The organism is Kitasatospora aureofaciens, assembly GCF_001188955.3.
Classification (GTDB): domain Bacteria; phylum Actinomycetota; class Actinomycetes; order Streptomycetales; family Streptomycetaceae; genus Kitasatospora; species Kitasatospora aureofaciens.
This window is the reverse complement of the sequence record NZ_JPRF03000056.1, coordinates 1-22295: the sequence shown is the minus strand read 5'-3', so window position 1 is coordinate 22295 and position 22295 is coordinate 1. Positions and strand designations below refer to the sequence as shown.

At 73.7% G+C, this 22295-nt stretch carries 18 protein-coding genes and 1 pseudogene; 16 read left to right on the top strand and 3 right to left on the bottom strand.

Translation table 11 applies throughout. The features are described from left to right. The first annotated feature begins 104 nt into the window (after positions 1–104). Positions 105–1670: a PucR family transcriptional regulator gene (locus HS99_RS31865; protein WP_030290402.1), complete on the top strand. Its 1566-nt coding sequence runs from the start codon at positions 105–107 to the stop codon at positions 1668–1670. A gap of 208 nt (positions 1671–1878) precedes the next feature. After that, complete coding sequence (locus HS99_RS31860; RefSeq protein WP_030557795.1) at positions 1879–3321, top strand: aldehyde dehydrogenase family protein; 1443 nt, start codon at positions 1879–1881, stop codon at positions 3319–3321. Positions 3322–3422: 101 nt separating this feature from the next. Here the strand turns inward: HS99_RS31860 and HS99_RS31855 are convergent, their stop codons facing one another. Further along, positions 3423–4088: an NAD(P)H-binding protein gene (locus HS99_RS31855; protein WP_030290404.1), complete on the bottom strand. Its 666-nt coding sequence runs from the start codon at positions 4086–4088 to the stop codon at positions 3423–3425. Positions 4089–4156: 68 nt separating this feature from the next. Here HS99_RS31855 and dxr point away from each other — a divergent pair, with 68 nt between their 5' ends. The 5 genes from dxr (at position 4157) to HS99_RS31830 (ending at position 9862) form a co-directional block, all read left to right on the top strand. Next, the gene (dxr, locus tag HS99_RS31850; RefSeq protein ID WP_030557796.1) at positions 4157–5386 is read left to right on the top strand and encodes a 1-deoxy-D-xylulose-5-phosphate reductoisomerase; all 1230 of its coding nucleotides are present in this window, start codon (positions 4157–4159) and stop codon (positions 5384–5386) included. 121 nt (positions 5387–5507) lie between these two features. Next, complete coding sequence (locus HS99_RS31845) at positions 5508–6812, top strand: M50 family metallopeptidase (protein ID WP_030557798.1); 1305 nt, start codon at positions 5508–5510, stop codon at positions 6810–6812. A gap of 144 nt (positions 6813–6956) precedes the next feature. After that, positions 6957–8117 carry a flavodoxin-dependent (E)-4-hydroxy-3-methylbut-2-enyl-diphosphate synthase gene (gene ispG / locus HS99_RS31840; RefSeq protein ID WP_030290407.1) on the top strand — a complete coding sequence of 387 codons (1161 nt, stop codon included), beginning with the start codon at positions 6957–6959 and terminating at the stop codon, positions 8115–8117. Between the two features lie 204 nt (positions 8118–8321). Next, a complete protein-coding gene (locus tag HS99_RS31835; protein WP_046386227.1) occupies positions 8322–9197 on the top strand; it encodes a GNAT family N-acetyltransferase in 876 nt (291 codons plus the stop codon). 122 nt (positions 9198–9319) lie between these two features. After that, positions 9320–9862, top strand: coding sequence for a GNAT family N-acetyltransferase (locus HS99_RS31830; protein ID WP_030290409.1), 543 nt, complete (start codon positions 9320–9322; stop codon positions 9860–9862). A gap of 59 nt (positions 9863–9921) precedes the next feature. Here the strand turns inward: HS99_RS31830 and HS99_RS31825 are convergent, their stop codons facing one another. Further along, on the bottom strand, positions 9922–10845 hold the full coding sequence (locus HS99_RS31825; RefSeq protein WP_030557799.1) for an aminoglycoside phosphotransferase family protein: 924 nt from the start codon (positions 10843–10845) through the stop codon (positions 9922–9924). Positions 10846–10990: 145 nt separating this feature from the next. After that, complete coding sequence (locus HS99_RS47965) at positions 10991–11962, bottom strand: ferritin-like domain-containing protein (RefSeq protein WP_079151548.1); 972 nt, start codon at positions 11960–11962, stop codon at positions 10991–10993. 291 nt (positions 11963–12253) lie between these two features. On the opposite strand from HS99_RS47965, the gene rimP reads away from it, so the two are divergent. From rimP to HS99_RS31775, 9 genes and pseudogenes are all read left to right on the top strand, one after another. Then, on the top strand, positions 12254–12793 hold the full coding sequence (gene rimP, locus HS99_RS31815) for a ribosome maturation factor RimP (protein ID WP_030289881.1): 540 nt from the start codon (positions 12254–12256) through the stop codon (positions 12791–12793). Positions 12794–12846: 53 nt separating this feature from the next. Then, on the top strand, positions 12847–13848 hold the full coding sequence (gene nusA / locus HS99_RS31810) for a transcription termination factor NusA (RefSeq protein WP_030289883.1): 1002 nt from the start codon (positions 12847–12849) through the stop codon (positions 13846–13848). A 128-nt stretch (positions 13849–13976) separates the two neighbouring features. Beyond that, complete coding sequence (locus HS99_RS31805) at positions 13977–14237, top strand: YlxR family protein (RefSeq protein WP_046387426.1); 261 nt, start codon at positions 13977–13979, stop codon at positions 14235–14237. Positions 14238–14450: 213 nt separating this feature from the next. Then, complete coding sequence (gene infB, locus HS99_RS31800) at positions 14451–17585, top strand: translation initiation factor IF-2 (RefSeq protein WP_030289886.1); 3135 nt, start codon at positions 14451–14453, stop codon at positions 17583–17585. 168 nt (positions 17586–17753) lie between these two features. Beyond that, positions 17754–18050: a DUF503 domain-containing protein gene (locus HS99_RS31795; RefSeq protein WP_030289887.1), complete on the top strand. Its 297-nt coding sequence runs from the start codon at positions 17754–17756 to the stop codon at positions 18048–18050. A 153-nt stretch (positions 18051–18203) separates the two neighbouring features. After that, positions 18204–18644 carry a 30S ribosome-binding factor RbfA gene (gene rbfA, locus HS99_RS31790; RefSeq protein ID WP_030289888.1) on the top strand — a complete coding sequence of 147 codons (441 nt, stop codon included), beginning with the start codon at positions 18204–18206 and terminating at the stop codon, positions 18642–18644. Between the two features lie 2 nt (positions 18645–18646). Further along, positions 18647–19750, top strand: coding sequence for a DHH family phosphoesterase (locus HS99_RS31785; RefSeq protein WP_078939100.1), 1104 nt, complete (start codon positions 18647–18649; stop codon positions 19748–19750). Between the two features lie 31 nt (positions 19751–19781). Further along, positions 19782–20711, top strand: a complete 930-nt coding sequence (gene truB, locus HS99_RS31780; protein WP_030557101.1) for a tRNA pseudouridine(55) synthase TruB — start codon at positions 19782–19784, stop codon at positions 20709–20711. A gap of 248 nt (positions 20712–20959) precedes the next feature. Further along, positions 20960–22295 (top strand): annotated as a pseudogene (locus HS99_RS31775) (hypothetical protein); the annotation flags it as partial.

The window sequence follows — 22295 nt, the reverse complement described above, 5'->3', positions numbered from 1 at the left end:
GGCGTCCATAATGAAGGGGAGAAACCCCTCCCTCACTACTAGTCCCACTGCCCTCTCCTCGCCCGGCCGCAACGGCGCGGTCAGGTCGACCCCCCGAAGGTGCCATGCCCCCCACACTCGCCTCCGTCGTCCGCAACAGTTCGCTCCACCTGACGGTGCTCGCCGGTGCGGACCACCTGGAGCGGCAGGTCCGCTGGGTGCACACCAGTGAGCTGGACGACCCGACGCCGTTCCTGGAGGGTGGGGAGCTGCTGCTCACCACCGGTATCAAGCTGGGCCGTACGACGGCGCAGCTGCAGGCGTACGTGCACCGCCTGGCCGATGCCGGGGTGGTGGGGCTGGGGCTGGGGGTGGGGCTGTCGCACACCGAGGTGCCGCAGCCGCTGGTGGAGGCGGCGCAGCAGCGGGGGCTGCCGTTGCTGCGGGTGCCGGAGCCGACGCCTTTCATCGCGATCAGCAAGGTGGTGTCGGCGGCACTGGCCGCGGAGCAGTACGAGGCGGTGACGACCAGTTTCGAGGCGCAGGAGGAGCTGACCCGGGCGGCGCTCGGGAAGGACGGCACGACGGCGGTGGTGCGTCGGCTGGCGGCCCGGCTGGGGGGTTGGGCGGCGCTGTACGACGGGTCGGGGGCGCTGTCGGTGGTGGCGCCGGACTGGGCGGCGCGCCGGGCGGGGCGGCTGGCGGCGGAGGTGGACCGGTTGCGTCGGCGGCCGGCGCCGTCGAGTGCGGCGCTGCAGGGCCGTTCGCCGGGGATAGACACGGCGGACGAGGACTACGTGGTGGTCCAGTCGCTGGGGGCGGACCGGCGGGCCCGGGGTTTCCTGGCGGTGGGGACCGAGGACCGGATCACGCCGACCGAGCGGTACGTGCTGAACGCGGCGGTGGCGCTGCTGACGCTGACCCTGGAGCGGTCGCGGGAGTTGCGCCAGGCCGAGGAGCGGATGGGCGCGGCGCTGCTGCGGATGGTGCTGGCGGGTGAGGTGGCGACGGCCCGGCAGGTGGCGGTGGGGCTGTTCGGCGGGATGCCGGAGGGGACGATAAGGGTCCTGGTGGCGGGGGCGGGGCCGAACGCGGATGCCGCGGAGGCGCTGGCGGAGCTGGGGGACCGGGCCGAGCAGGCGGGTTCCCGGGTGGGCGAGAAGCTGCTGGTGGCGCGGGAGGACGGTGCGCACGGGCCTCGGCTGATGGTGCTGGCGCTGGACAACGGCGCGGTACACCGGGCCTGTCTGGGGGCGGTGGAGGAGCACGAGGGCCTGTCGCTGGGCGTCTCGGCGCCGGCCGCGCTGGAGGAGGCGGGTACGGCGCACGCCCAGGCGGAGCGGGCGCTGGCGGTGGCGCTGCGCGGCGGCCGCAGGTCGGTGGACCACGAGGAGGTCGGGGCGGGTTCGCTGCTGCCGCTGCTCGGGGAGGACGCGGTGACGGCTTTCGCGGAGGGGCTGCTGCGGCCGCTGCGCGAGCACGACCGGACGGCCCGCGGTGACCTGGTGGCCTCGTTGCGGGCGTGGTTGTCGCGGCACGGGCAGTGGGACGCGGCGGCGGCCGACCTGGGCGTGCACCGGCACACGCTGCGCTACCGGATGCGCCGGGTCGAGGAGTTGCTGGGCCGTTCGCTGGACGACACCGACGTGCGGATGGAGCTGTGGCTGGCGCTGCGCTCCGGCGAGGAGTAGGCGTTCCGGTCGAGGAGGAGGACGGCGGTCTGGACGAGGAGGACGGCCGCCTGGACGAGGAGGACGACGCCGCCTGGACGCGGTGGAGTGGCCCCGGAACCGAACACTCCTGGTCGGCCAATCCGGTCGGCCTGTCCTCGCCCCTACCCTCGGGTTCGGGTCCCACTCCCGTGGGCCGTACGACGACGAGGAGAGGGCCGGTACCACGGTGACCACCACGTACGATTTCTGGCTCGCCGGCCGCCGGGCGAGCGGTGACGCCGAGTTCGAGGTGCACAACAGCTGGGACGGCCGTCTGGTCGGCAAGGTCAGCGTTCCGACCGAGGCGCAGGTCGAGGAGGCGCTGGACGCCGCCGTGGCCGCGCTGCCGGTGTTCGCCGCCACCCCGGCGCACCAGCGGGCCGCCGCCCTGGACCACGTGGCCAAGCGGCTGGCGGAGCGCTCCGAGGAGCTCGCCCAGCTGATCACGGCCGAGAACGGCAAGCCGATCAAGTGGGCCCGCGGCGAGGTGGGCCGCGCGGTGTCGGTGTTCCGCTGGGCCGCCGAGGAGGCGCGCCGGACCAACGGCGAGACGATGCGGCTGGACACCGACCCGGGCGGCGTGGGCCGTTTCGCGCTGGTGCGCCGCTTCCCGCGCGGTGTGGTGCTGGGGATCGCCCCGTTCAACTTCCCGCTGAACCTGGTCGCCCACAAGGTCGCCCCGGCGATGGCGGTCGGCGCCCCGATCATCCTCAAGCCGGCCCCGGCGACCCCGCTGTCGGCGATGGTGCTGGGCGAGATCCTGGCCGAGACGGACCTGCCGGCCGGCTCCTGGTCGATCCTGACCGTGCCGAACGACCGGATGCCGGCCCTGGTGCAGGACGAGCGCCTGCCGGTGATCTCCTTCACCGGTTCGGACAAGGTCGGCTACCAGATCATGGACTCGGTGCCGCGCAAGCACACCACCCTGGAGCTGGGCGGCAACGCCGCGGCCGTGGTGCTCGCGGACTGGTCCTCGGAGGCCGACCTGGACTGGGCGGCCACCCGGATCGCGACGTTCGCCAACTACCAGGGCGGCCAGTCCTGCATCTCGGTGCAGCGGGTGATCGCCGACGCGGCGGTGTACGACGCGCTGGTGGAGAAGGTCGTGGCCAAGGTCGGCGCGCAGGTCACCGGTGACCCGAACGACGACGCGACGGACGTCGGCCCGCTGGTCGACGAGAACGCCGCGAAGCGGGTGGAGTCCTGGGTGGACGACGCGGTCGCCAAGGGCGCCAAGGTGCTCGTCGGCGGGACCCGCGAGGGCGCGACCTACGCCCCGACCGTGCTGGCCGAGCTGCCCTCGGACGCGATCCTGGCCAAGGCCGAGGTGTTCGGCCCGGTGCTGTCGCTGCACCGGGTGGAGGGCGTGGCGGAGGCCTTCGCCGCCGTCAACGACTCGCCGTTCGGCCTGCAGGCGGGCGTGTTCACCCACGACCTGCAGACCGCCTTCCGGGCGCACCGGGAGCTGGAGGTCGGCGGCGTGATCATCGGCGACGCGCCGTCCTACCGTGCCGACCAGATGCCGTACGGCGGTGTCAAGGACTCCGGTGTCGGCCGCGAGGGCGTCAAGTACGCGATGGACGACTACACCGTCGAGAAGGTCATGGTCCTCACCGGCCTGGACCTCTGAGGGTTCGACCTCTGACAGCCCGAGGACCGTCCGACGACGGTCCGATGACGGTCCGAGCGACGCGGGGCCCGGTCCGATGCGGACCGGGCCCCGCGCCGCGCTCAGCCGTCGTGCCCGGCCGCGGCGGCGACCGCCTCGGCCACGGTGGCGTTCCCGGCGACCAGCTCCAGGGTCTGTCCGGCGGTGCCCGGCTCGCGCAGCAGGGCGGCCAGGACGGCGGCCACGTCGGCCCGGTCGACCGTGCCGCGGCCGACGGAGGGGGCGAGGCGGACCAGGCCGGTGCCGGTGCCGTCGGTGAGCGAGCCGGGGCGCAGCACCGTCCAGTCCAGCGTGGTGCGGGAGCGGACGGCGTCGTCGGCGGCGCCCTTGGCCCGCAGGTAGGTCTCGAAGACCTCGTCGGGGTGGTGGGCGGCCGCGTCGGCGCCCATCGAGGAGACCATCAGGTAGCGCCGGACCCCGGCGAGTTCGGCGGCGTCGGCGAGCAGGACGGCCGCGTCGCGGTCGACGGTGTTCTTGCGGGCGGCGCCGCTGCCCGGGCCGGCGCCGGCGGCGAAGACCACCGCGTCGGTGTCGGCGAGCAGGGCGGCGAGCTGCGGGGCGGTGGCGGACTCCAGGTCGAGCACCAGCGGCTCGGCGCCGGCGTCGACGAGGTCCTGGGCCTGTTCGGGGCGGCGGATGATCCCGGCGGGGCGGTCGCCGCGGTCGGCGAGCAGCCGTTCGAGTTTCAGTGCGATCTGGCCGTGGCCCCCGGCGATGACGGTACGCATGGGTCCGACGGTAGCCCGGAGGGTGCGGATCGTCCTGGGGAGTGCCGCGAACAGGACACAATGGGCGCATGACTTCGCTCGCCCACCCGCAGCTGCGTTTCACGCCCACCGTGGCGGACCCCTCCGGCCCCCGGGAGCTGGTGATCCTCGGTTCCACCGGTTCGATCGGCACCCAGGCCATCGACGTCGTGCTCCGCAACCCGGACCGGTTCCGGGTGGTCGCCCTGTCGGCGGCGGGCGGCCGGGTGGAGCTGCTGGCCGGGCAGGCGCTGCAGCTGGGGGTGCACACCGTGGCGGTGGCCGATCCGGCGGCCGAGCCGGCGCTGCGCGGGGCGCTGGCGGCGAAGGCGGCGGGCCGTGCGCTGCCGGCCGTGCTGGCCGGTCCGGACGCGGCGACCGAGCTGGCCGCGATGGAGTGCCACTCGGTGCTGAACGGCATCACCGGCTCGATCGGCCTGCGGCCGACGCTGGCCGCGCTGCGGGCGGGCCGGGTGCTGGTGCTGGCCAACAAGGAGTCGCTGATCGTCGGTGGCCCGCTGGTGAAGGCCGTGGCGAAGCCGGGCCAGATCGTGCCGGTGGACTCCGAGCACGCCGCGCTGTACCAGGCGCTGGCGGGCGGCACCCGGGCCGAGGTCCGCAAGCTGGTGGTGACGGCGAGCGGCGGTCCGTTCCGCACCCGGACCCGGGAGCAGCTGGCCGGGGTGACCCCGCAGGACGCGCTGGCGCACCCGACCTGGGCGATGGGCCCGGTCGTCACGATCAACTCGGCCACCCTGGTCAACAAGGGCCTGGAGGTGATCGAGGCGCACCTGCTGTACGACGTGCCGTTCGACCGGATCGAGGTCGTGGTCCATCCGCAGTCGGTGGTGCACTCGATGGTGGAGTTCACCGACGGTTCGACGCTGGCGCAGGCCAGCCCGCCGGACATGCGGATGCCGATCGCGCTGGGCCTGGGCTGGCCGGACCGGGTGCCGGACGCCGCCCCCGCCTGTGACTGGACCAAGGCCGCGACCTGGGAGTTCTTCCCGCTGGACGACGAGGCCTTCCCCGCCGTCGAGCTGGCCCGTGAGGTGGGCACCCTGGGCGGGACGGCTCCGGCGGTGTTCAATGCGGCGAACGAGGAATGCGTGGAGGCCTTCCTGAAGGGCCGCCTCGCCTTCACCGGAATCGTGGACACTGTTGCGAAGGTCGTGGCCGAGCACGGGACGCCGGCGGCGGGAACTTCCCTGACCGTCGAGGACGTCCTGCACGCGGAGGACTGGGCGCGCGCCCGGGCCCGCGAGCTGGCGGCGGGCTGACGGGCCCCGACTCCGGAAGGCGGCGGCGGGCCGCCGGTGCCCCGGTACCGGCGGTGTCCGGCGCGGCACGGACCGCGGTACGACGAGACGATGAGCGGAGCGGCATGACGGAGGGCCAGCGGTGGCAACGGTTTTGACGGTGGTCGGCATCCTGGTCTTCGTGGTCGGGCTGCTCTTCTCGATCGCCTGGCACGAGCTCGGCCACCTCTCCACGGCCAAGCTGTTCGGCATCCGGGTGCCGCAGTACATGGTCGGCTTCGGCCCGACCATCTGGTCGCGCCGCAAGGGCGAGACCGAGTACGGCATCAAGGCGATCCCCTTCGGCGGGTACATCCGGATGATCGGGATGTTCCCGCCGGGTGAGGACGGCCGGATCACCAAGCGCAGCAGCTCGCCCTGGCGGACCATGATCGAGGACGCCCGGGAGGCCTCCTACGAGGAGCTGCAGGAGGGCGACGAGAACCGGCTGTTCTACACCCGCAAGCCCTGGAAGCGGGTCATCGTCATGTTCGCCGGGCCGTTCATGAACCTGGTCCTGGCGTTCGGGCTGTTCCTGACGGTCATGATGGGCTTCGGCGTCACCATGGCGGTGCCGACCATCGGCTCGGTCGCCCAGTGCGTCGTCAAGGCCGGCCAGCCCACCGACACCTGCCCCGCCGACGCGCCCAAGACCCCGGCCAACGAGGTGGGGCTGCGCCAGGGCGACAAGGTGCTCTCCTTCGACGGCGACCGGATCCGCGACTACGACCAGCTGCAGGCGGACATCCGCAGGAGCGCCGGCAAGCAGGTGGAGGTCGTGGTGGACCGCGACGGTCAGCGGCTCACCTTCAGGCCCACCATCGCCGTCAACGACGTGCAGAAGTACGACGGCAACGGCGTGCCGGTGAAGGGCCAGACCGTCCAGGCCGGGTTCCTCGGGTTCACCCCCAGGAGCGAAACCGTCCAGCTCGGCCTCGGGCAGTCGATCGACCGGATGTACGGCATGGCCGAGAACGGGGTGAAGTCGCTGGCGGCCCTGCCCGGCAAGATCCCCGGCCTGTGGAACGCCGTCGTGGGCAACGCCCCGCGTGATCCGGACTCCCCGATCGGGATGGTCGGCGCCGCCCGGGTCAGCGGCGAGGTGTTCTCGCTCCACGAGTCGGCCGCCCAGCGGGTCGCGATCTTCGTGAACCTGCTGGCCGGCATCAACCTGTCGCTCTTCCTCTTCAACATGCTGCCGCTGCTGCCGCTGGACGGCGGCCACATCGCCGGCGCCGTGTGGGAGTCGGTCCGGCGCCGGTTCGCACGGCTGTTCCGGCGGCCCGACCCGGGCCCCTTCGACGTCGCCAGGCTGATGCCGGTGGCATACGTCGTGGCCAGCATCTTCATCGGATTCACCCTGCTGGTGATGGTGGCCGACCTGGTGAACCCGGTGAAGGTCGGTTAGGGCGTCCGGGTACGGCGGGTGTGCTGGGCGCCCGGGCCGTGCCGTACCGTGGAGGCCGGGTGCGCGATCGTCCGCGTGCCCGGCCCCGGCCGTCCCAACGGCCGGGCGGTCGACCACACCTCAACCCCGGGGAACCCTGCGCACATGACCGCGATCTCGCTCGGTATTCCGTCCCTGCCGCTCAAGCCGCTGGCCAAGCGCCGCTACTCCCGGCAGATCATGGTCGGCAACGTGCCGGTCGGCGGCGACGCCCCCGTCTCGGTGCAGTCGATGACCACCACGGTCACTTCGGACATCAACGCCACGCTGCAGCAGATCGCCCAGCTCACCGCGTCCGGCTGCCAGATCGTCCGGGTCGCCGTCCCCTCCCAGGACGACGCCGACGCGCTGCCGATCATCGCCAAGAAGTCGCAGATCCCGGTCATCGCCGACATCCACTTCCAGCCGAAGTACGTCTTCGCCGCGATCGACGCCGGCTGTGCGGCCGTGCGCGTCAACCCGGGCAACATCAAGGCGTTCGATGACAAGGTCGGCGAGATCGCCAAGGCCGCCAAGGACGCCGGGGTGCCGATCCGGATCGGCGTCAACGCCGGCTCGCTCGACAAGCGACTGCTGGAGAAGTACGGCAAGGCCACCCCGGAGGCGCTGGTCGAGTCCGCGCTGTGGGAGTGCTCGCTGTTCGAGGAGCACGACTTCCGCGACATCAAGATCTCGGTCAAGCACAACGACCCGGTCGTGATGATCCAGGCCTACCGCCAGCTCGCCGCCGCCTGCGACTACCCGCTGCACCTGGGCGTCACCGAGGCCGGGCCGGCCTTCCAGGGCACCATCAAGTCCGCGGTCGCCTTCGGCGCGCTGCTCGCCGAGGGCATCGGCGACACCATCCGGGTCTCGCTCTCGGCCCCGCCGGCCGAGGAGATCAAGGTCGGCAACCAGATCCTGGAGTCCCTCGGGCTGCGCCAGCGCGGGCTGGAGATCGTCTCCTGCCCGTCCTGCGGCCGCGCCCAGGTCGACGTCTACAAGCTCGCGGAGGAGGTCACCGCCGGGCTGGAGGGCATGGAGGTGCCGCTGCGGGTCGCCGTCATGGGCTGCGTCGTGAACGGGCCGGGCGAGGCGCGCGAGGCCGACCTCGGGGTCGCCTCCGGCAACGGCAAGGGACAGATCTTCGTCAAGGGCCAGGTGATCAAGACCGTTCCCGAGTCGAAGATCGTCGAGACCCTGATCGAGGAGGCGCTCAAGCTCGCCGAGCAGATGCAGGAGGAGGGCGTCGAGGCCGGTTCGCCGACCGTCGTCGCTGCGGAGTGACCGCGATGTGACCGCGATGTGACCGCGGGGCGGTCACGTCACGGGGGCCGCGGAGCGGTCCGAACGCAACTGCAGCGAAGTTTTCCGGAAGCGGGGCCGTCCGTTCGCGGACGGCCCCGCAGCCGTAGCCGGGTGGGGCCACGGAGTAGGGTGCGGCCAGAGTCGTCTCAGTGAGGTGCTGTCTCGATGATCGATCGAGGTGTGATGCTCCCCAGCTCCTTCCAGGCCGCCCGGGCGCTGGCCACCACCCGCGTGCTGGAGCCGCCCGACCTCGCGGACGCCCTGGCGATCCTCCACCGCGACCCGGTCGCCAACGCCTTCGTCGCCACCCGGGTCGAGGCCGTCGGGCTGGACCCGTGGCGGCTCGGCGGGGAGATGTGGGGCTGGTACGACGGGAACGGCGTGCTCGACGCCCTGTGCTACGCCGGGGCGAACCTCGTCCTGGTCGACGCCGGACCGCAGGCCGTCGCGGCCTTCGCCGAGCGGGCCCGGCGGCAGGGCCGGCGCTGCTCCTCCATCGTCGGACCGGCCGGCTCGACCGCCGCCTTCTGGGCACTGCTGGAACGCAGTTGGGGGCCCGCGCGTGAAGTCCGGGGCCACCAGCCGCTGTTGGCCACCTCCTCGCCGTCCGCGGAGATCGCGCCCGACCCGCTGGTGCGGCGGGTGCGGCGCGACGAGGTGGAGGCGCTGATGCCCGCCTGCGTGGCGATGTTCACCGAGGAGGTGGGGGTGTCCCCGCTGGCCGGTGACGGCGGACTGCTCTACCAGGCCCGGGTGGCCGAACTCGTCACCACCGGACGGTCGTTCGCGCGGTTCGCCGAGGACGGCCAGGTCGTGTTCAAGGCCGAGATCGGCGCCGTGACCGAGGGGGCCTGCCAGATCCAGGGGGTCTGGGTGGCACCCGAGTACCGGGGGCAGGGGCTCTCCGAGACCGGGATGGCCGCAGTGCTGGACGTCGCGCTGCGGGAGGTGGCGCCGGTGGTCTCGCTGTACGTCAACGACTTCAACCTGCGGGCGCGGGCGGCTTATCGGCGGGTGGGGTTCCGGGAGGTCGGGGCGTTCATGAGTGTGCTCTTCTGAGGCGCTCTTCCGCCGGGGTGGCGGCGAGGGTGCTGTTGTGGCGCGGTTCGCGGGGGCTTCGCCCGTCGTTGGGTTCCGATCTTCGGCCGCGCCACCGGGCGGCTGGTAGTAACGTCCGGAGCATGGAGCAGCTGACCGGGGTGACGATCGGGGCCATCGACCTTGCGGCCTGGGCGCCGCAGGCGTTGGAGGTCCAGGCGGTGGCGTTCGGCCTCACCCCCGAGGAGGTCGCGGTACGGCTGCACATCGTCGGACGGCACGCCCAGCAGCCCGGGGTGATCGCGTTCGGGGCGATGAGCGGGGGGCGGCTGGTCGGCTTCGGGTACGGGATGCCCAACCAGCGGGAGCACTGGTGGAGCACGGTCATCGAGCCGTACCTGAGCGCCCGGGGGCACGCGGACTGGCTGGACGACGTGTTCGCGGTCACCGAACTGCACGTGCTGCCGGAGTTCCAGGGGCAGGGGGTGGGCTCGCGGCTGATCCGACTGCTGTGCGAGGGGTCGGGGCTGGAGCGCAGCATCCTGTCGGCGATCGACGCGGAGACGCCGGCCCGGCGGCTCTACCGGTCGCTGGGGTACCGGGACCTGGCCCGGGCGGTGCGGTTCCCGGCGACGGACCGGCTGTACGCGGTGATGGGGGCGCGGTTGCCGCTGCGCGGGGCGTAGCGGGCGCCGTTCAGGCGGTCCGCCCCGGTGATCGGTCGGCGTTGGCCGGTCGGTGCTCTTCAGACGTGGCCGGCGAATTCGAGGTGCAGTTCGGCGTCCTCGCGCCGGCCCGTGGCCAGGTCGCGCAGGGCGAGGTCCACGGCGCGGAAGAGGGTCCAGCCGCGCAGCCGGTCCCGGTCGACGTCGAGGGCCTCGGCGAGTTGGTGGAGCCGTCGGCGGACGGCGGCGGGGGCACCGGGGGAGCCGAGCAGGGTGTCCGCGCGGTCCAGGACGAGCCGGGCCAGGTCGTAGGCGCGCTCGCCGGTCAGCGGGCGGGGGTCGATCGCCAGCCAGGGGGCGCGGTCGGCGGCGAGGACGTTGCCGTGGTGGAAGTCGCCGTGCAGCAGGAAGGTCTCGGTGGCGGAGCCGGTCAGGTCCTCGGCGGTGGCCAGGGCCTCGTCGAGCAGGGGCTGCGCGACGGCCGCGGCGGAATCGGCGCGGTGCTCGGCGACCCGGGCGGCGGTGTCCGCGGCCCGGTCGGCGAGGGTGGGCAGGGCGCTCCCGGTGGGCGGCTCCACCCAGAGGCGGTGCAGCAGGCTGGTGGCCTCCAGCATGGCCTTGGGCTCGGCGAGCGAGCGCAGCGGGATCTCGCCGTGCAGGCGCTCCAGCAGCAGGACGCCCTCGGCGGGGTCGGCGGCCAGGAGGAGGACGGCTCCCCGTCCGGCCCAGTGGGTGAGCGCGGTGTGCTCGTGGGCGGTCTCGGGGGTGACCAGGCCGGTCTTGAGGACCGCGGGGGAGAGGTCGTCGCGGTGGACGTACGCCACGAGGCTGAGACTGCCGCCCGGGTCCAGGGTGCGTTCGAGGGTGAGGCCCCAGCGGGTCAGGTGGGTGGCGACCCTGGCGGGGAGGGTGGCCAGCCACTGGCGGCCCTCTTCGCCGTGGCCGGCGGTGACGCTGTTCGTCAGCCAGGTGGGGACGGTGATGTGTGGTGCTGCTCCCGACATGCCGGCCTTCCGGTTGTTGCTCCCCCGTGGGTTGTGCCGTGTCCATTGTCGGGGATGTGGGGGTTTGGTGGTGGGTGGTGGGCCTTTGGGAGGGTGGGTGACCCGGGGGTGGGCGCGCGGGGCGTTGCCCGCGCGCCCAGGAGGGTCAGCTCGGGGTGACCGTGGGGGCGGGGTCGGGGAGGCCAAGGAAGGGGGTGGTGGGGGCGCCCCAGTGCTGGGCCCGGAGTGTGCAGTCACGGAGGGCGGTGGCGGCGGTTCGGCGGTGGGGGGTGGGGAGGTCGGCCACGAGGTCGGCGTAGACGGTGGTCAGGCGGGTTTCCAGGTGGGCCGCGAGCTTGGTGGCGGTGGGGGCGTCGGTGACGGGGAAGGGGAGCTGGTAGCCGCCGGCGGCGGGGGTGGGGGTGGTGCCGAGGGTGGTGAGGAGGCGCTGCCAGGCGTCGCGTTGGGCTTGGTGGGCGGCGTAGTAGGTGCGGGCGTCGGCGCGTTGTTGGTCGTCGGGGAGGTGGGCGCCGACGACGCCGTAGCCGTAGACGGCGGCGTGTTCGGCGCTCAGGGCCTGTTGGAGGGCGGGCAGTGCGGTTCCGGGGGAGGTGGCCGAGGGGGCGGTGGCGGAGGGGGAGGGGATCGGCGTGGTGGCGGGGTCGGGCTGGTCGGGCGGGGCGCCGAGGGTGGTGGCGTGGAGCGCGTTGGCGGCGGCGATCGAGGCCAGGAGGCGGGCGAGGGGTGGCCGGGCGGCGTCGAGGTCGGCCAGGTGGGACTGGGCGGTCTGGCGTTCCAGGGTGGCCAGGGCTGCAGAGGTGCTCGGGGCCGTGGTGGGGGCGCCGGGAGTCGGGGTGCCGGAGCCGGCCGGTATGCCCTGGGCGAGGGCGGCGCGGTGCTGGGCGGTCTCGGCGCGGAGGGGTTGGAGTAGGGCGGTCCGGGCGCCGGGGGTGCCGAGGAGGGCGTCGTAGGCCGACAGCAGGGTGTCGGTGGCGGCGACGGCGCGCAGTCGGACGGGGGCGTCCGGGTCGGGGGCGGGGGCCTTGGTGGCGGCGTCCGTCCCGTCGGTGCCGGTGCAGGCGGTGGTGAGGGTGATCAGTCCGAGGGCCAGGAAGGTCCGTCGGCTGGGCGGCTGCATCGGGGTCACTCCGGAGCGGGTAGGGAGGACGGCCTCCCCTTGTCCGTCCTCGGTGGCCCGATCTTCGCAGAATCCCCACGATTGCGGGGGGCCGGTGCGGCGGGTGGGCCGGTGTGAGCTTGCTCGCAGTGGGTGGCGTCCGGCTGGTCCGGGGAGGTCCGGAATCGGTGGTTCGTGGCTTCACCGGCTAGGCTTTGGGCCGAGCTGCCGTGACCCGGTGTGCGCCGGACGGGCGCGGAGGGCGCGGGGCGACCCCTGACAACAGCAGACGCGGCCGAGGAGTCCACCCGGATGAGCACCACCCACACCGACCGGCTGCGCGCGTTGCTGGAGCCGCTGGCCGCCCAGGCCGGACTGGACCTGGAGGACGTCAAGGTCACCAGGGCGGGCAACCGCCGGCAGGTGCAGATCGACGTCGACACCGACGGCGGCGTGGACATGGACACCATCGCCGAGTTCAGCCGGGTGGTCGGCGAGGCCCTGGACGCCTCGGACGTGATGGGGGACGAGCCGTACCTGCTGGAGGTCGGCTCGCCGGGTGCGGAGCGTCCGCTGGTGCTGCCCCGGCACTGGCAGCGCGCGGAGGGCCGGCTGGCCAAGATCCACCTGGTCGACGGCGGGGAGATCGTCGCCCGGGTGCTGGAGGCGGACGAGGACGGCGCGCTGGTCGAGGTGCAGCCGGTGAAGGGGCGCGGCCGTCCGAAGGAGCGCCGTCTGGAGTACGCCGAGGTGGCTCGGGCACGGGTCCAGGTCGAGTTCAACCGCAAGGACGACGAGCAGCTCCTGGACGAGGCCGCCGACTTCGACGAGGGGGACGACGGCGCCGAATGAGCCGGCCGCCGTACGACCATCATGAACGTGACGAAAGACGAGGAGGCGTAGCCGTGGACATCGACATGAGTGCCCTGCGCACGCTGGTCAACGAGAAGAACATCCCCTTCGACCTGCTGGTCGAGTCCATCGAGTCCGCCCTCCTCACCGCGTACCACCGCACCGAGGGCTCGCGCCGCCGCGCCCGGGTGCACCTGGACCGCAAGAGCGGGCACGTCACCGTGTGGGCCACCGAGGACCCGGCGGAGCTGGACGAGGGCGTCGAGCCGAAGGAGTTCGACGACACCCCGAGCGGTTTCGGCCGGATCGCGTCCAGCATCGGCATCCAGGTGATGATGCAGCGCCTGCGCGACGCCGCCGACGACCAGACCTTCGGCGAGTACGCGGGCAAGGAGGGCGACATCGTCACCGGTGTCGTCCAGCAGGGCAACGACCCGAAGAACGTGCTGGTCGACATCGGCAAGCTGGAGGCCATCCTGCCGCCGCAGGAGCAGGTCCCGGGCGAGGACTACCGGCACGGCACCCGGCTGAAGTGCTACGTCGTGGCGGTGCGCCGGGGTGTCCGCGGGCCGTCGGTGACGTTGTCGCGCACCCACCCGAGCCTGGTGAAGAAGCTGTTCGCGCTGGAGGTCCCGGAGATCGCGGACGGCAGCGTGGAGATCGCCGCGATCGCCCGTGAGGCCGGTCACCGCACCAAGATCGCGGTCTGGTCGCGCCGGGCCGGGCTGAACGCCAAGGGCGCCTGCATCGGTCCGATGGGCTCCCGGGTGCGCGCCGTGATGGGCGAGCTGCACGGCGAGAAGATCGACATCGTCGACTGGTCCGAGGACCCGCGCGAGATGGTCGCCGCGGCGCTGTCCCCCGCCCGGGTGACCAGCGTGGAGATCGTGGACGCCGCCCAGCGCTCCGCGCGGGTGATCGTGCCGGACTACCAGCTGTCCCTGGCGATCGGCAAGGAGGGGCAGAACGCCCGTCTGGCCGCACGTCTCACCGGGTGGCGGATCGACATCCGGCCGGACACCGAGGGGCAGGCCCAGGAATCGTCGGTGCAGTAGTCAGTGTTGTTCCTGGCGGTCCCCGCCGGTCCTCCGGGATCAACGGGGCGGCGCCATGTCGCTTCGGAGGGGTAGACTTGCCTTCGTCTGGCCGGACGCACGTCCGAGCACGCCCGGAACGCACCTGCGTGGGCTGCCGCAAGCGAGCGGCCAAGCACGAGCTGTTGCGTGTCACGGCGGTCGAGGGCGTCTGCGTCCCCGATCCCCGTGGCGCACTGCCGGGCCGGGGCGCTCACCTGCACCTCGACCTGGCCTGCCTCGACCTCGCGGTCCGCCGTCGGGCGTTCCCCCGGGCCTTCCGGCTCCAGGGGGCGCTCGACACGGAGCGGCTCCGCGGGTTCATCGAGGAGCGGGTCGGCGGAGCCCCTTCGGCGGACCGCCTCCCGTGACGGCCGCCGCTCACCGCGGCGGAGAGAACCACCGCAACAAGCACAGCGCTCGGGCAGCCGCGCGCCGTGCACCAGTCAGGTACCTCGCGATGTGGAAGTAGGTCGAGATTGCGATGAGCACTCGATGAGTACGCGATGAGTACGCGATGGGTACGCCCATGAAGTAGCGACAGTCCGGCGGACGAGACCCCCGGACTCATAGACAGGAGTGAAGTGGCTAAGGTCCGGGTTTACGAACTCGCCAAGGAGCTTGGCTTGGAGAGCAAGGCCGTCATGGCCAAGCTGACCGAGCTCGGTGAGTTCGTCCGTTCGGCGTCCTCGACGATCGAGGCGCCGGTCGTGCGCAAGCTGACTGACGCGCTTGGTGTGGCCCCCACCGGTGGTGGCGCTGCCAAGCCGGGCCCGCGGAAGACCGCGGCGCCCCAGCCCGCGGCAGGTGCCGCGGGTGCACCCAAGCCGGGTGCACCGACCCCGGGTCCGCGCCCTGGCGCGACCCCTGGTCCCCGTCCGACCCCTGCGGCCGCGGCTCCCGCCGCTCCGGCCGCGCCCGCGGCTCCGGCCGCCCCCGCCGCCCCGCGTACGGGTGCGCCGACCCCGGGCCCCCGCCCGGCCGCGCGTCCCGCCACCCCGGCGGCTCCGGCTGCTCCCGCGGCCGAGTTCTCCTCGCCGGCTCCGGCCGGTGACGCCCCGCGTCCGGCCGCCCAGGCCCCGCGTCCGGCCGGCCAGGCCGGTGGCGGTGCCCGTCCGGGCCCGCGTCCGGCCGGCCCGCGTCCGGGCAACAACCCGTTCACCTCGGGCAGCGCGACCGGCATGGCCCGCCCCGGCGACCGCCGTCCGGGCGCGCCGGGTGCCCGTCCGGGTGCTCCGGGCGCGCAGGGCGGCGACCGTCCGCGTCCCGGTGGCGACCGTCCGCGTCCGGCCGGTGCCCAGGGTGCCGGTGCGCCGCGTCCCGGTGGCGACCGTCCGCGTCCGGCCGGTGCCCAGGGTGCCGGTGCCCCCCGTCCGGGCGGCGACCGTCCGCGTCCGGGTGGCGCGCCGGGTGCCGGTGCTCCGCGTCCCGGTGGCGCCCCGCGTCCCGACGGCATGCCGCGTCCGGCCGCGCCGCGTCCCGGCGGGCCGACCCCGTCCGGCATGCCGCGTCCGAACCCGGGCATGATGCCGCAGCGTCCGGCCGGCCCGCGTCCGGGCCCGGGTGGCCGCGGTCCGGGTGGCCCCGGCGGTCGTCCGGGTGGTCCGGGTGCCGGCGGTGCCCGTCCCGGCTTCCAGGGTCGTCCGGCCGGTCCGGGCTCGCGTCCGGCCGGTGGCGGCGGCTTCGGCGGTCCGCGTCCCGGTGGCGGTGCCCCGGGTGGCGGCGGCGGCTTCGGCCCCCGTCCCGGTGGCTTCGGCGGTCGTCCCGGTGGCCCGGGTGCCCGTGGTGGCACGCAGGGCGCCTTCGGTCGTGGCCCGGGCGGTCGCCCGGCGCGCGGTCGCAAGTCGAAGCGGGCGAAGCGCCAGGAGTACGAGGCCATGCAGGCCCCGTCCGTCGGCGGTGTGATGCTGCCCCGCGGCAACGGCCAGACCGTTCGCCTGTCGAGCGGCGCCTCGCTGATGGACTTCGCGGAGAAGATCAACGCCAACCCGGCCGCGCTCGTCTCCGTCATGTTCAACCTCGGTGAGATGGTCACCGCGACCCAGTCGGTCTCCGACGCGACCCTCGAGCTGCTGGCCGGCGAGATGGGCTTCCAGCTGGAGATCGTCAGCCGGGACGACGAGGACCGCGAGCTGCTGGAGTCGTTCGACATCGACTTCGGTGCCGACGAGGGCGACGAGGACCAGCTGGCCCCGCGCCCGCCGGTCGTCACCGTCATGGGTCACGTCGACCACGGTAAGACCCGCCTGCTGGACGCGATCCGCAAGTCCAACGTGGTGGCCGGCGAGGCCGGTGGCATCACCCAGCACATCGGTGCCTACCAGGTGGCGACGATCGTGAACGGCGAAGAGCGCCCGATCACCTTCCTCGACACCCCGGGTCACGAGGCGTTCTCCGCCATGCGTGCCCGTGGTGCCAAGTCCACCGACATCGCGATCCTGGTGGTCGCGGCCAACGACGGTGTCATGCCGCAGACGGTCGAGGCGCTGAACCACGCCAAGGCCGCGGGTGTGCCGATCGTGGTCGCCGTCAACAAGATCGACGTCGAGGGCGCCGACCCGACCAAGGTCCGCGGCCAGCTGACCGAGTTCGGCCTGGTGGCCGAGGAGTACGGCGGCGACACCATGTTCGTCGACATCTCCGCGCGCCAGGGTCTGAACATCGACCAGCTGCTGGAGGCCGTGGTCCTGACCGCGGACGCCTCGCTCGACCTGCGGGCCAACCCCGACCAGGACGCGCAGGGTATTGCGATCGAAGCCCACCTGGACAAGGGCCGCGGCGCCATGGCGACCGTCCTGGTCCAGCGCGGTACCCTCCGCGTCGGTGACTCGATCGTCGTGGGCGACGCCTACGGCCGCGTCCGCGCCATGCTGGACGAGAACGGCAACAACCTCAGCGAGGCCGGCCCGTCCCGTCCGGTGCTGCTGCTCGGTCTGACCTCGGTGCCCCGCGCCGGCGACAGCTTCATCGTCGTCGACGAGGACCGCACCGCCCGCCAGATCGCCGAGAAGCGCTCGGCCCGCGACCGCAACGCCGCCTTCGCGCAGCGTCGGGTCCGGGTGTCCCTGGAGGACCTGGACAAGGCCATCGCCGCCGGCTCCATCGAGCAGCTCAACCTCATCATCAAGGGTGACGTCTCCGGTTCGGTCGAGGCCCTCGAGGACGCCCTCGTCAAGCTGGACGTGGGCGAGGAGGTCGAGCTCCGGGTCCTGCACCGCGGTGTGGGTGCCATCACCGAGTCCGACGTGGACCTGGCGATGGGCTCGGACGCCATCATCATCGGCTTCAACGTGCGCGCCGAAGGCCGTGCGCGCGCCGCGGCCGAGAAGGAAGGCGTGGACGTCCGGTACTACTCGGTCATCTACCAGGCGATCGAGGAGATCGAGAACGCCCTCAAGGGCATGCTCAAGCCGGAGTACGAGGAGGTGCGCCTCGGCGCCGCGGAGATCCGCGAGGTCTTCCGCTCCTCCAAGTTCGGCAACATCGCCGGTGTCCTGGTCCGCGACGGCATCATCCGCCGCAACGCCAAGGCCCGCCTGCTGCGCGACGGCAAGGTCGTGGCGGAGAACCTCTCGATCGAGGGTCTGCGCCGCTTCAAGGACGACGCGACCGAGGTCCGCGAGGGCTTCGAGGCCGGTGTCACCCTGGGGTCGTTCAACGACATCAAGGTCGAGGACATCATCGAGACCTACGAGATGCGCGAGAAGCCGCGCGCCTAGTCGGTGTCAACCGGGGCCGGTCGACGGGTGGTATTTCCGTCGACCGGCCCCGGTCTCGCTGTGTAGGGTCCGGGGTGTTCGGAAGTCAGCTTCCGACGGTCCCGGCGCGGGCCCGGTCCGGGCCCGCGCCTCCCCCGAGGCCTTCCAGGTCGGCGAGACCTGTCACACATGTTCGTGGGAACACTCACCTTCGACCTGCTGCTGGGCGACGTCCACTCGCTCAAGGAGAAGCGTTCGATCGTGCGGCCCATCGTGGCCGAACTGCAGCGCAAGTACAGCGTGTGCGCTGCCGAGACCGGGAACCAGGACCTGCACCGCAGGGCCGAGATCGGCCTGGCGGTGGTCTCCGGCGAAGCCGGGTACGTCACCGAGGTCCTGGACAGCTGTGAGCGGTTGGTCGCCGGCCGCCCCGAGGTGCAGCTCCTCTCCGCGAGGAGGCGCTACCACAACGACGACGACGAATGAGGACCGTGGAGCCGGCCGGCGGAAGTCGCCGTTCTCACACGGATCAGGACCGAGAGCGCCCGCAAGGCCGGGCGCGGGCCGGTACTTTGGGGCATGGGCCCCGACGGGTGCGCAGCTCGCCCGGGTACCGGGCCCACTGCACGAGGAGGCAACGTGACCGACACCGCTAGGGCGCGCAAGCTCGCCGACCGCATCCAGGTGGTCGTCGCCCAGACCCTGGAGCGGCGGATCAAGGACCCGCGACTGGGGTTCGTGACCATCACCGACACCCGGGTGACCGGCGACCTCCGCGAGGCCACCGTCTTCTACACCGTCTTCGGCGACGAGACCGACCGCGAGGCCACCGCGGCCGCGCTGGAGAGCGCCAAGGGCGTGATCCGCTCCGAGGTCGGCAAGATCGGGGTGCGCTTCACCCCGACGCTGACCTTCGTCGCGGACGCCCTGCCGGAGAACGCCCGGAACATCGACGACCTGCTCGACCGGGCGAAGGCCATCGACGCGGCGGTGCGCACCACCGCCGCGGGCGCGACCTACGCCGGCGACGCGGACCCGTACCGGGTGCCGGCGTCCGAGCGTGACGACGAGGACGAGTAGTCATGGCGGGTGAGTCGGCGCAGGCCGCCTCGCGAGCCGGATCGACCACGGGGGCGCCCTCCACCAGCACGGTGGAGGGTGCCCTCGCGGCGCTCCCCGGGCCGCGCACCGAGGAGAGCGGCTTCGAGCTGGTCTGGCAGCAGGTGGTGGCGGAGATCGGGCGGGCCCGTTCGATCGACCTGATCTGCCACATCTGCCCGGACGGCGACGCGCTGGGCTCCTCCCTGGCGGCCGCCCTGGCGCTGCGCGCGCTGGGCAAGCAGGTGCGGGTCTCCTTCGGCGACGACCCGCAGGTCGTGCCCGAGTCGCTGGCCTTCCTGCCCGGCCAGGAGCTGATCGTGCCCGCCGCCGAGGTGCCGGACGTGCCGGAGCTGGTGCTCTGCTTTGACGTCGCCGCGCAGAGCAGGCTGGGCCTGCTGCACGACAAGGCCTTCGCCGCGCCCGTCCTGGTGGTGTTCGACCACCACGCCTCCAACCCGGGCTTCGGCACCCACCAGCTGATCGACCCGTCCGCGCCGGCCACCGCCGTGCTGGTGGACGAACTGCTGCGCCGGCTCGGCGTCGAACTCGACCAGTCCCTGGCCACCTGCCTGTACACCGGGGTCGCCACCGACACCGGCTCCTTCAAGTACCGGGCCACCACGCCCGCGACCCACGAACTCGCCGGGCGGCTGCTGGCCACCGGCATCCGGCACGACCTGATCTCCCGGCAGCTGTGGGACACCTCCTCCTTCGGCTACCTCAAGGTGCTCGCGGCCGCGCTGGACCGGGCCGTCTACGAGCCGGACGCGGCCGACGGGCTGGGCCTGGTGTGGACCTGGGTGCCGTACCAGGACCTGGCGCTGTTCAGCGTCACCGTCGAGGAGATCGAGGGGCTGATCGACATCCTGCGCCGGCCGGCCGAGGCCGAGGTGGCGTTGGTGCTCAAGCAGGACCCGGACGGCACCCTGCGCGGCTCCTCCCGCTCCAAGGGCGCGGTCGACGTGGCCGCCGCCTGCGCCGAACTGGGCGGCGGCGGTCACGTCTTCGCGGCCGGGTTCAGCGCCCGGGAGGACGTCGGCGCGGTGGTGGAGCGGTTCCGGGGTGCGCTGCGGCCGGTACGTTGAGGGCTCCTGCACGTCTTAGAGAAAGAACTCGATGAAGCGCAAAGGCACCGGCCCGGACGGCCTGGTGATCGTCGACAAGCCCGAGGGCATCACCTCCCACGGGGTCGTCGCCAAGATGCGGTGGCTGGCCGGCACCAGGAAGGTCGGGCACGCCGGCACGCTGGACCCGATGGCCACCGGTGTGCTGGTGATCGGCGTCGAGCGGGCCACCCGGCTGCTCGGCCACCTGATGCTGACCGCCAAGACCTACGAGGCGACCGTCCGGCTCGGCCAGACCACCGTCACCGACGACCGCGAGGGCGAGGTCACCGCCTCGACCCCGGCGCAGGGCGTCACCCGGGAGGCGATCGACGCCGGGATCGCCGCGCTCACCGGCGAGATCATGCAGGTGCCGTCCAAGGTCAGCGCGATCAAGATCGACGGCAAGCGGTCGTACGCGCGGGTGCGCGAGGGCGAGGACTTCGAGCTCGCGGCCCGGCCGACCACGATCCACTCCTTCACCGTGCACGAGCAGCGCGCGGCGGTCGCCGGGGACGGCACGCCGGTGATCGACCTCGACGTCACCGTCGAGTGCTCCTCCGGCACCTACATCCGGGCGCTGGCCCGCGACCTGGGCGCCGGGCTGGGCGTCGGCGGGCACCTGACGGCGCTGCGCCGCACCAAGGTCGGGCCGTACGGGGTGGAGTCGGCGCGCACCCTGGAGCAGCTGGAGGCCGCCGTCACCGGCGAGCCCGCCGCGCCGCTGGAGGTGCTGCCGATCGCGCAGGCCGCGGCGGCCGCCTTCCCGCGCTGGGACCTGGACGAGGACTCGGCGCAGAAGCTGTCCCACGGCGCCCGGCTGAAGGCGCCCGGGCTGGGCGTGGACGGGCCGATCGCGGTGTTCGGGCCGGACGGGCGCTTCCTCGCGCTGGTCGAGGAGAAGGGCGGCCAGGCGAAGCCGGTCGCGGTGTTCGTCGGCTGAGCCGGTCGTCTCCGGCCGAGCCGGTCGTCGGCTGAGCCGGTCGTTCGTGTGTGAACCCCCGTCGGGAATCCCGGCGGGGGTTCACCTTTGCGGGCCGTTCACCCGAACGGAGGGCGTCACCCGCCCGGGGGAGCGCACGAGGTGAACGACCGTGGTGAGCGGCGCGGGAGCGGTGGGGGCGCCGCCCCGGCGGGCAGGCTCCCGGCGGCGAGCGGGCGACAGGCCCGAGCGAGGTCGAGGGGGCGTTCATGGGGTTTGCGGAGGGCGATCCGGGGCGGTACCTGCTGCGGATCCGCGACCTCAACGGGCGGCTGCACGGCTTAGGGTTCGTCGCCGACCCGCAGGGCGGGGTGCTCACCGCGCACGAGGCCGTGGCGGGCCTGGACCGGGTGGTGCTGCACACCCCCGGCGGGCAGACCCGGGTGCTCGGCCCGGACGCGGTGCTGCCGCTGCCCGAGCACGGGCTCGCCCTGCTGCGCACCGACGCGGTCGGCGGGCTGCCGGTGCCGCCGCTGCCGGTGGCCGCGGTGGCCGCGGTGGGCGCCGGGCAGGAGGTGCTGCTGCCCGCGCTCACCGGGGACGACGGCCCGGCGGTCGTGCTGCGCTGCGGGCTGCTTGGCGTCGGCGGCGCGGCGTACGGCGGGCACCCGCCGGCCGGGGTGCTGGTGCTGGACGTGCCGGCGGTGGGCGGGGTCGTGGTGCCGGCCGGCTCTCCGGTGCTGGACGCCCGCAGCGGCGCGGTGGTGGCGCTGGCCGCGCCCGCCCTGCGCGGCGGGGGGTTGACGGCGGTCCCGGCCGGGGGTGGGGCACTGTCGGCCGTTACCGCCGGGGGCGGGGCAGTGGTCGCGGAGGCGCTGGCAGGGCTGCTGGCGCGCAACGCGGCGGCGGTGCCCGGGTACGGGCCCGCGCTGAACCTGGCCGGGGTGCTGCGGCTGTCCGCCTCCCAGCTGGCCGCCGCCGGTGCCGGGCCGGACCGGGTGGCCGGGCTGGCCGCCGACCGGGTCGACCGGCCGGACGGGCCCACCAGCGACGAGCCGGAGGCGACCGTCACCGTCCTGGTCGGCGCCCCCGGCAGCGGGCGCTCCACCGAACTGGCCGCGCTCGCCGTCCGCCGCTCCGGCGGCACCCGGCCGCTGCCCACCCTGTGGCTGCGCGGCGACGACCTGCGCGCCGAGGACCGTTCGCTCGCCGAACCGGTGGAACGGGCGCTGGCCGCCGCCGCGGCCGAACTGGGCGTACCGGCGCCCGCGCCGGAACCGGTGGCGGCGCTGTGCGCGGCGGCCGGACGGTCGCTGCTGGTGATCCTGGACGGCCCCGAGGAGGCCCCGGCCGACCTGGACCCGCGCTGGCTGCGCGGCGCCGGGCAGTGGCTGACCGGCTGCGGGGCACGGTTGCTGACGGCCTGCGGCGAGGAGGTCTGGGAGCGCCTGGCGGCCGAGCCGTGGGGCAGCGGCCCGCCCGGCGTCCCCCGTCCGGGGGAACCGGGACCGGACGGCGACCTGGCCAGCGCCCCCACCGTACGGATGGACGGCGCGGGCCCGGGCGCGCCGACCCTGGCGGGGCAGCGCCTCGGCCCGCTGCCCG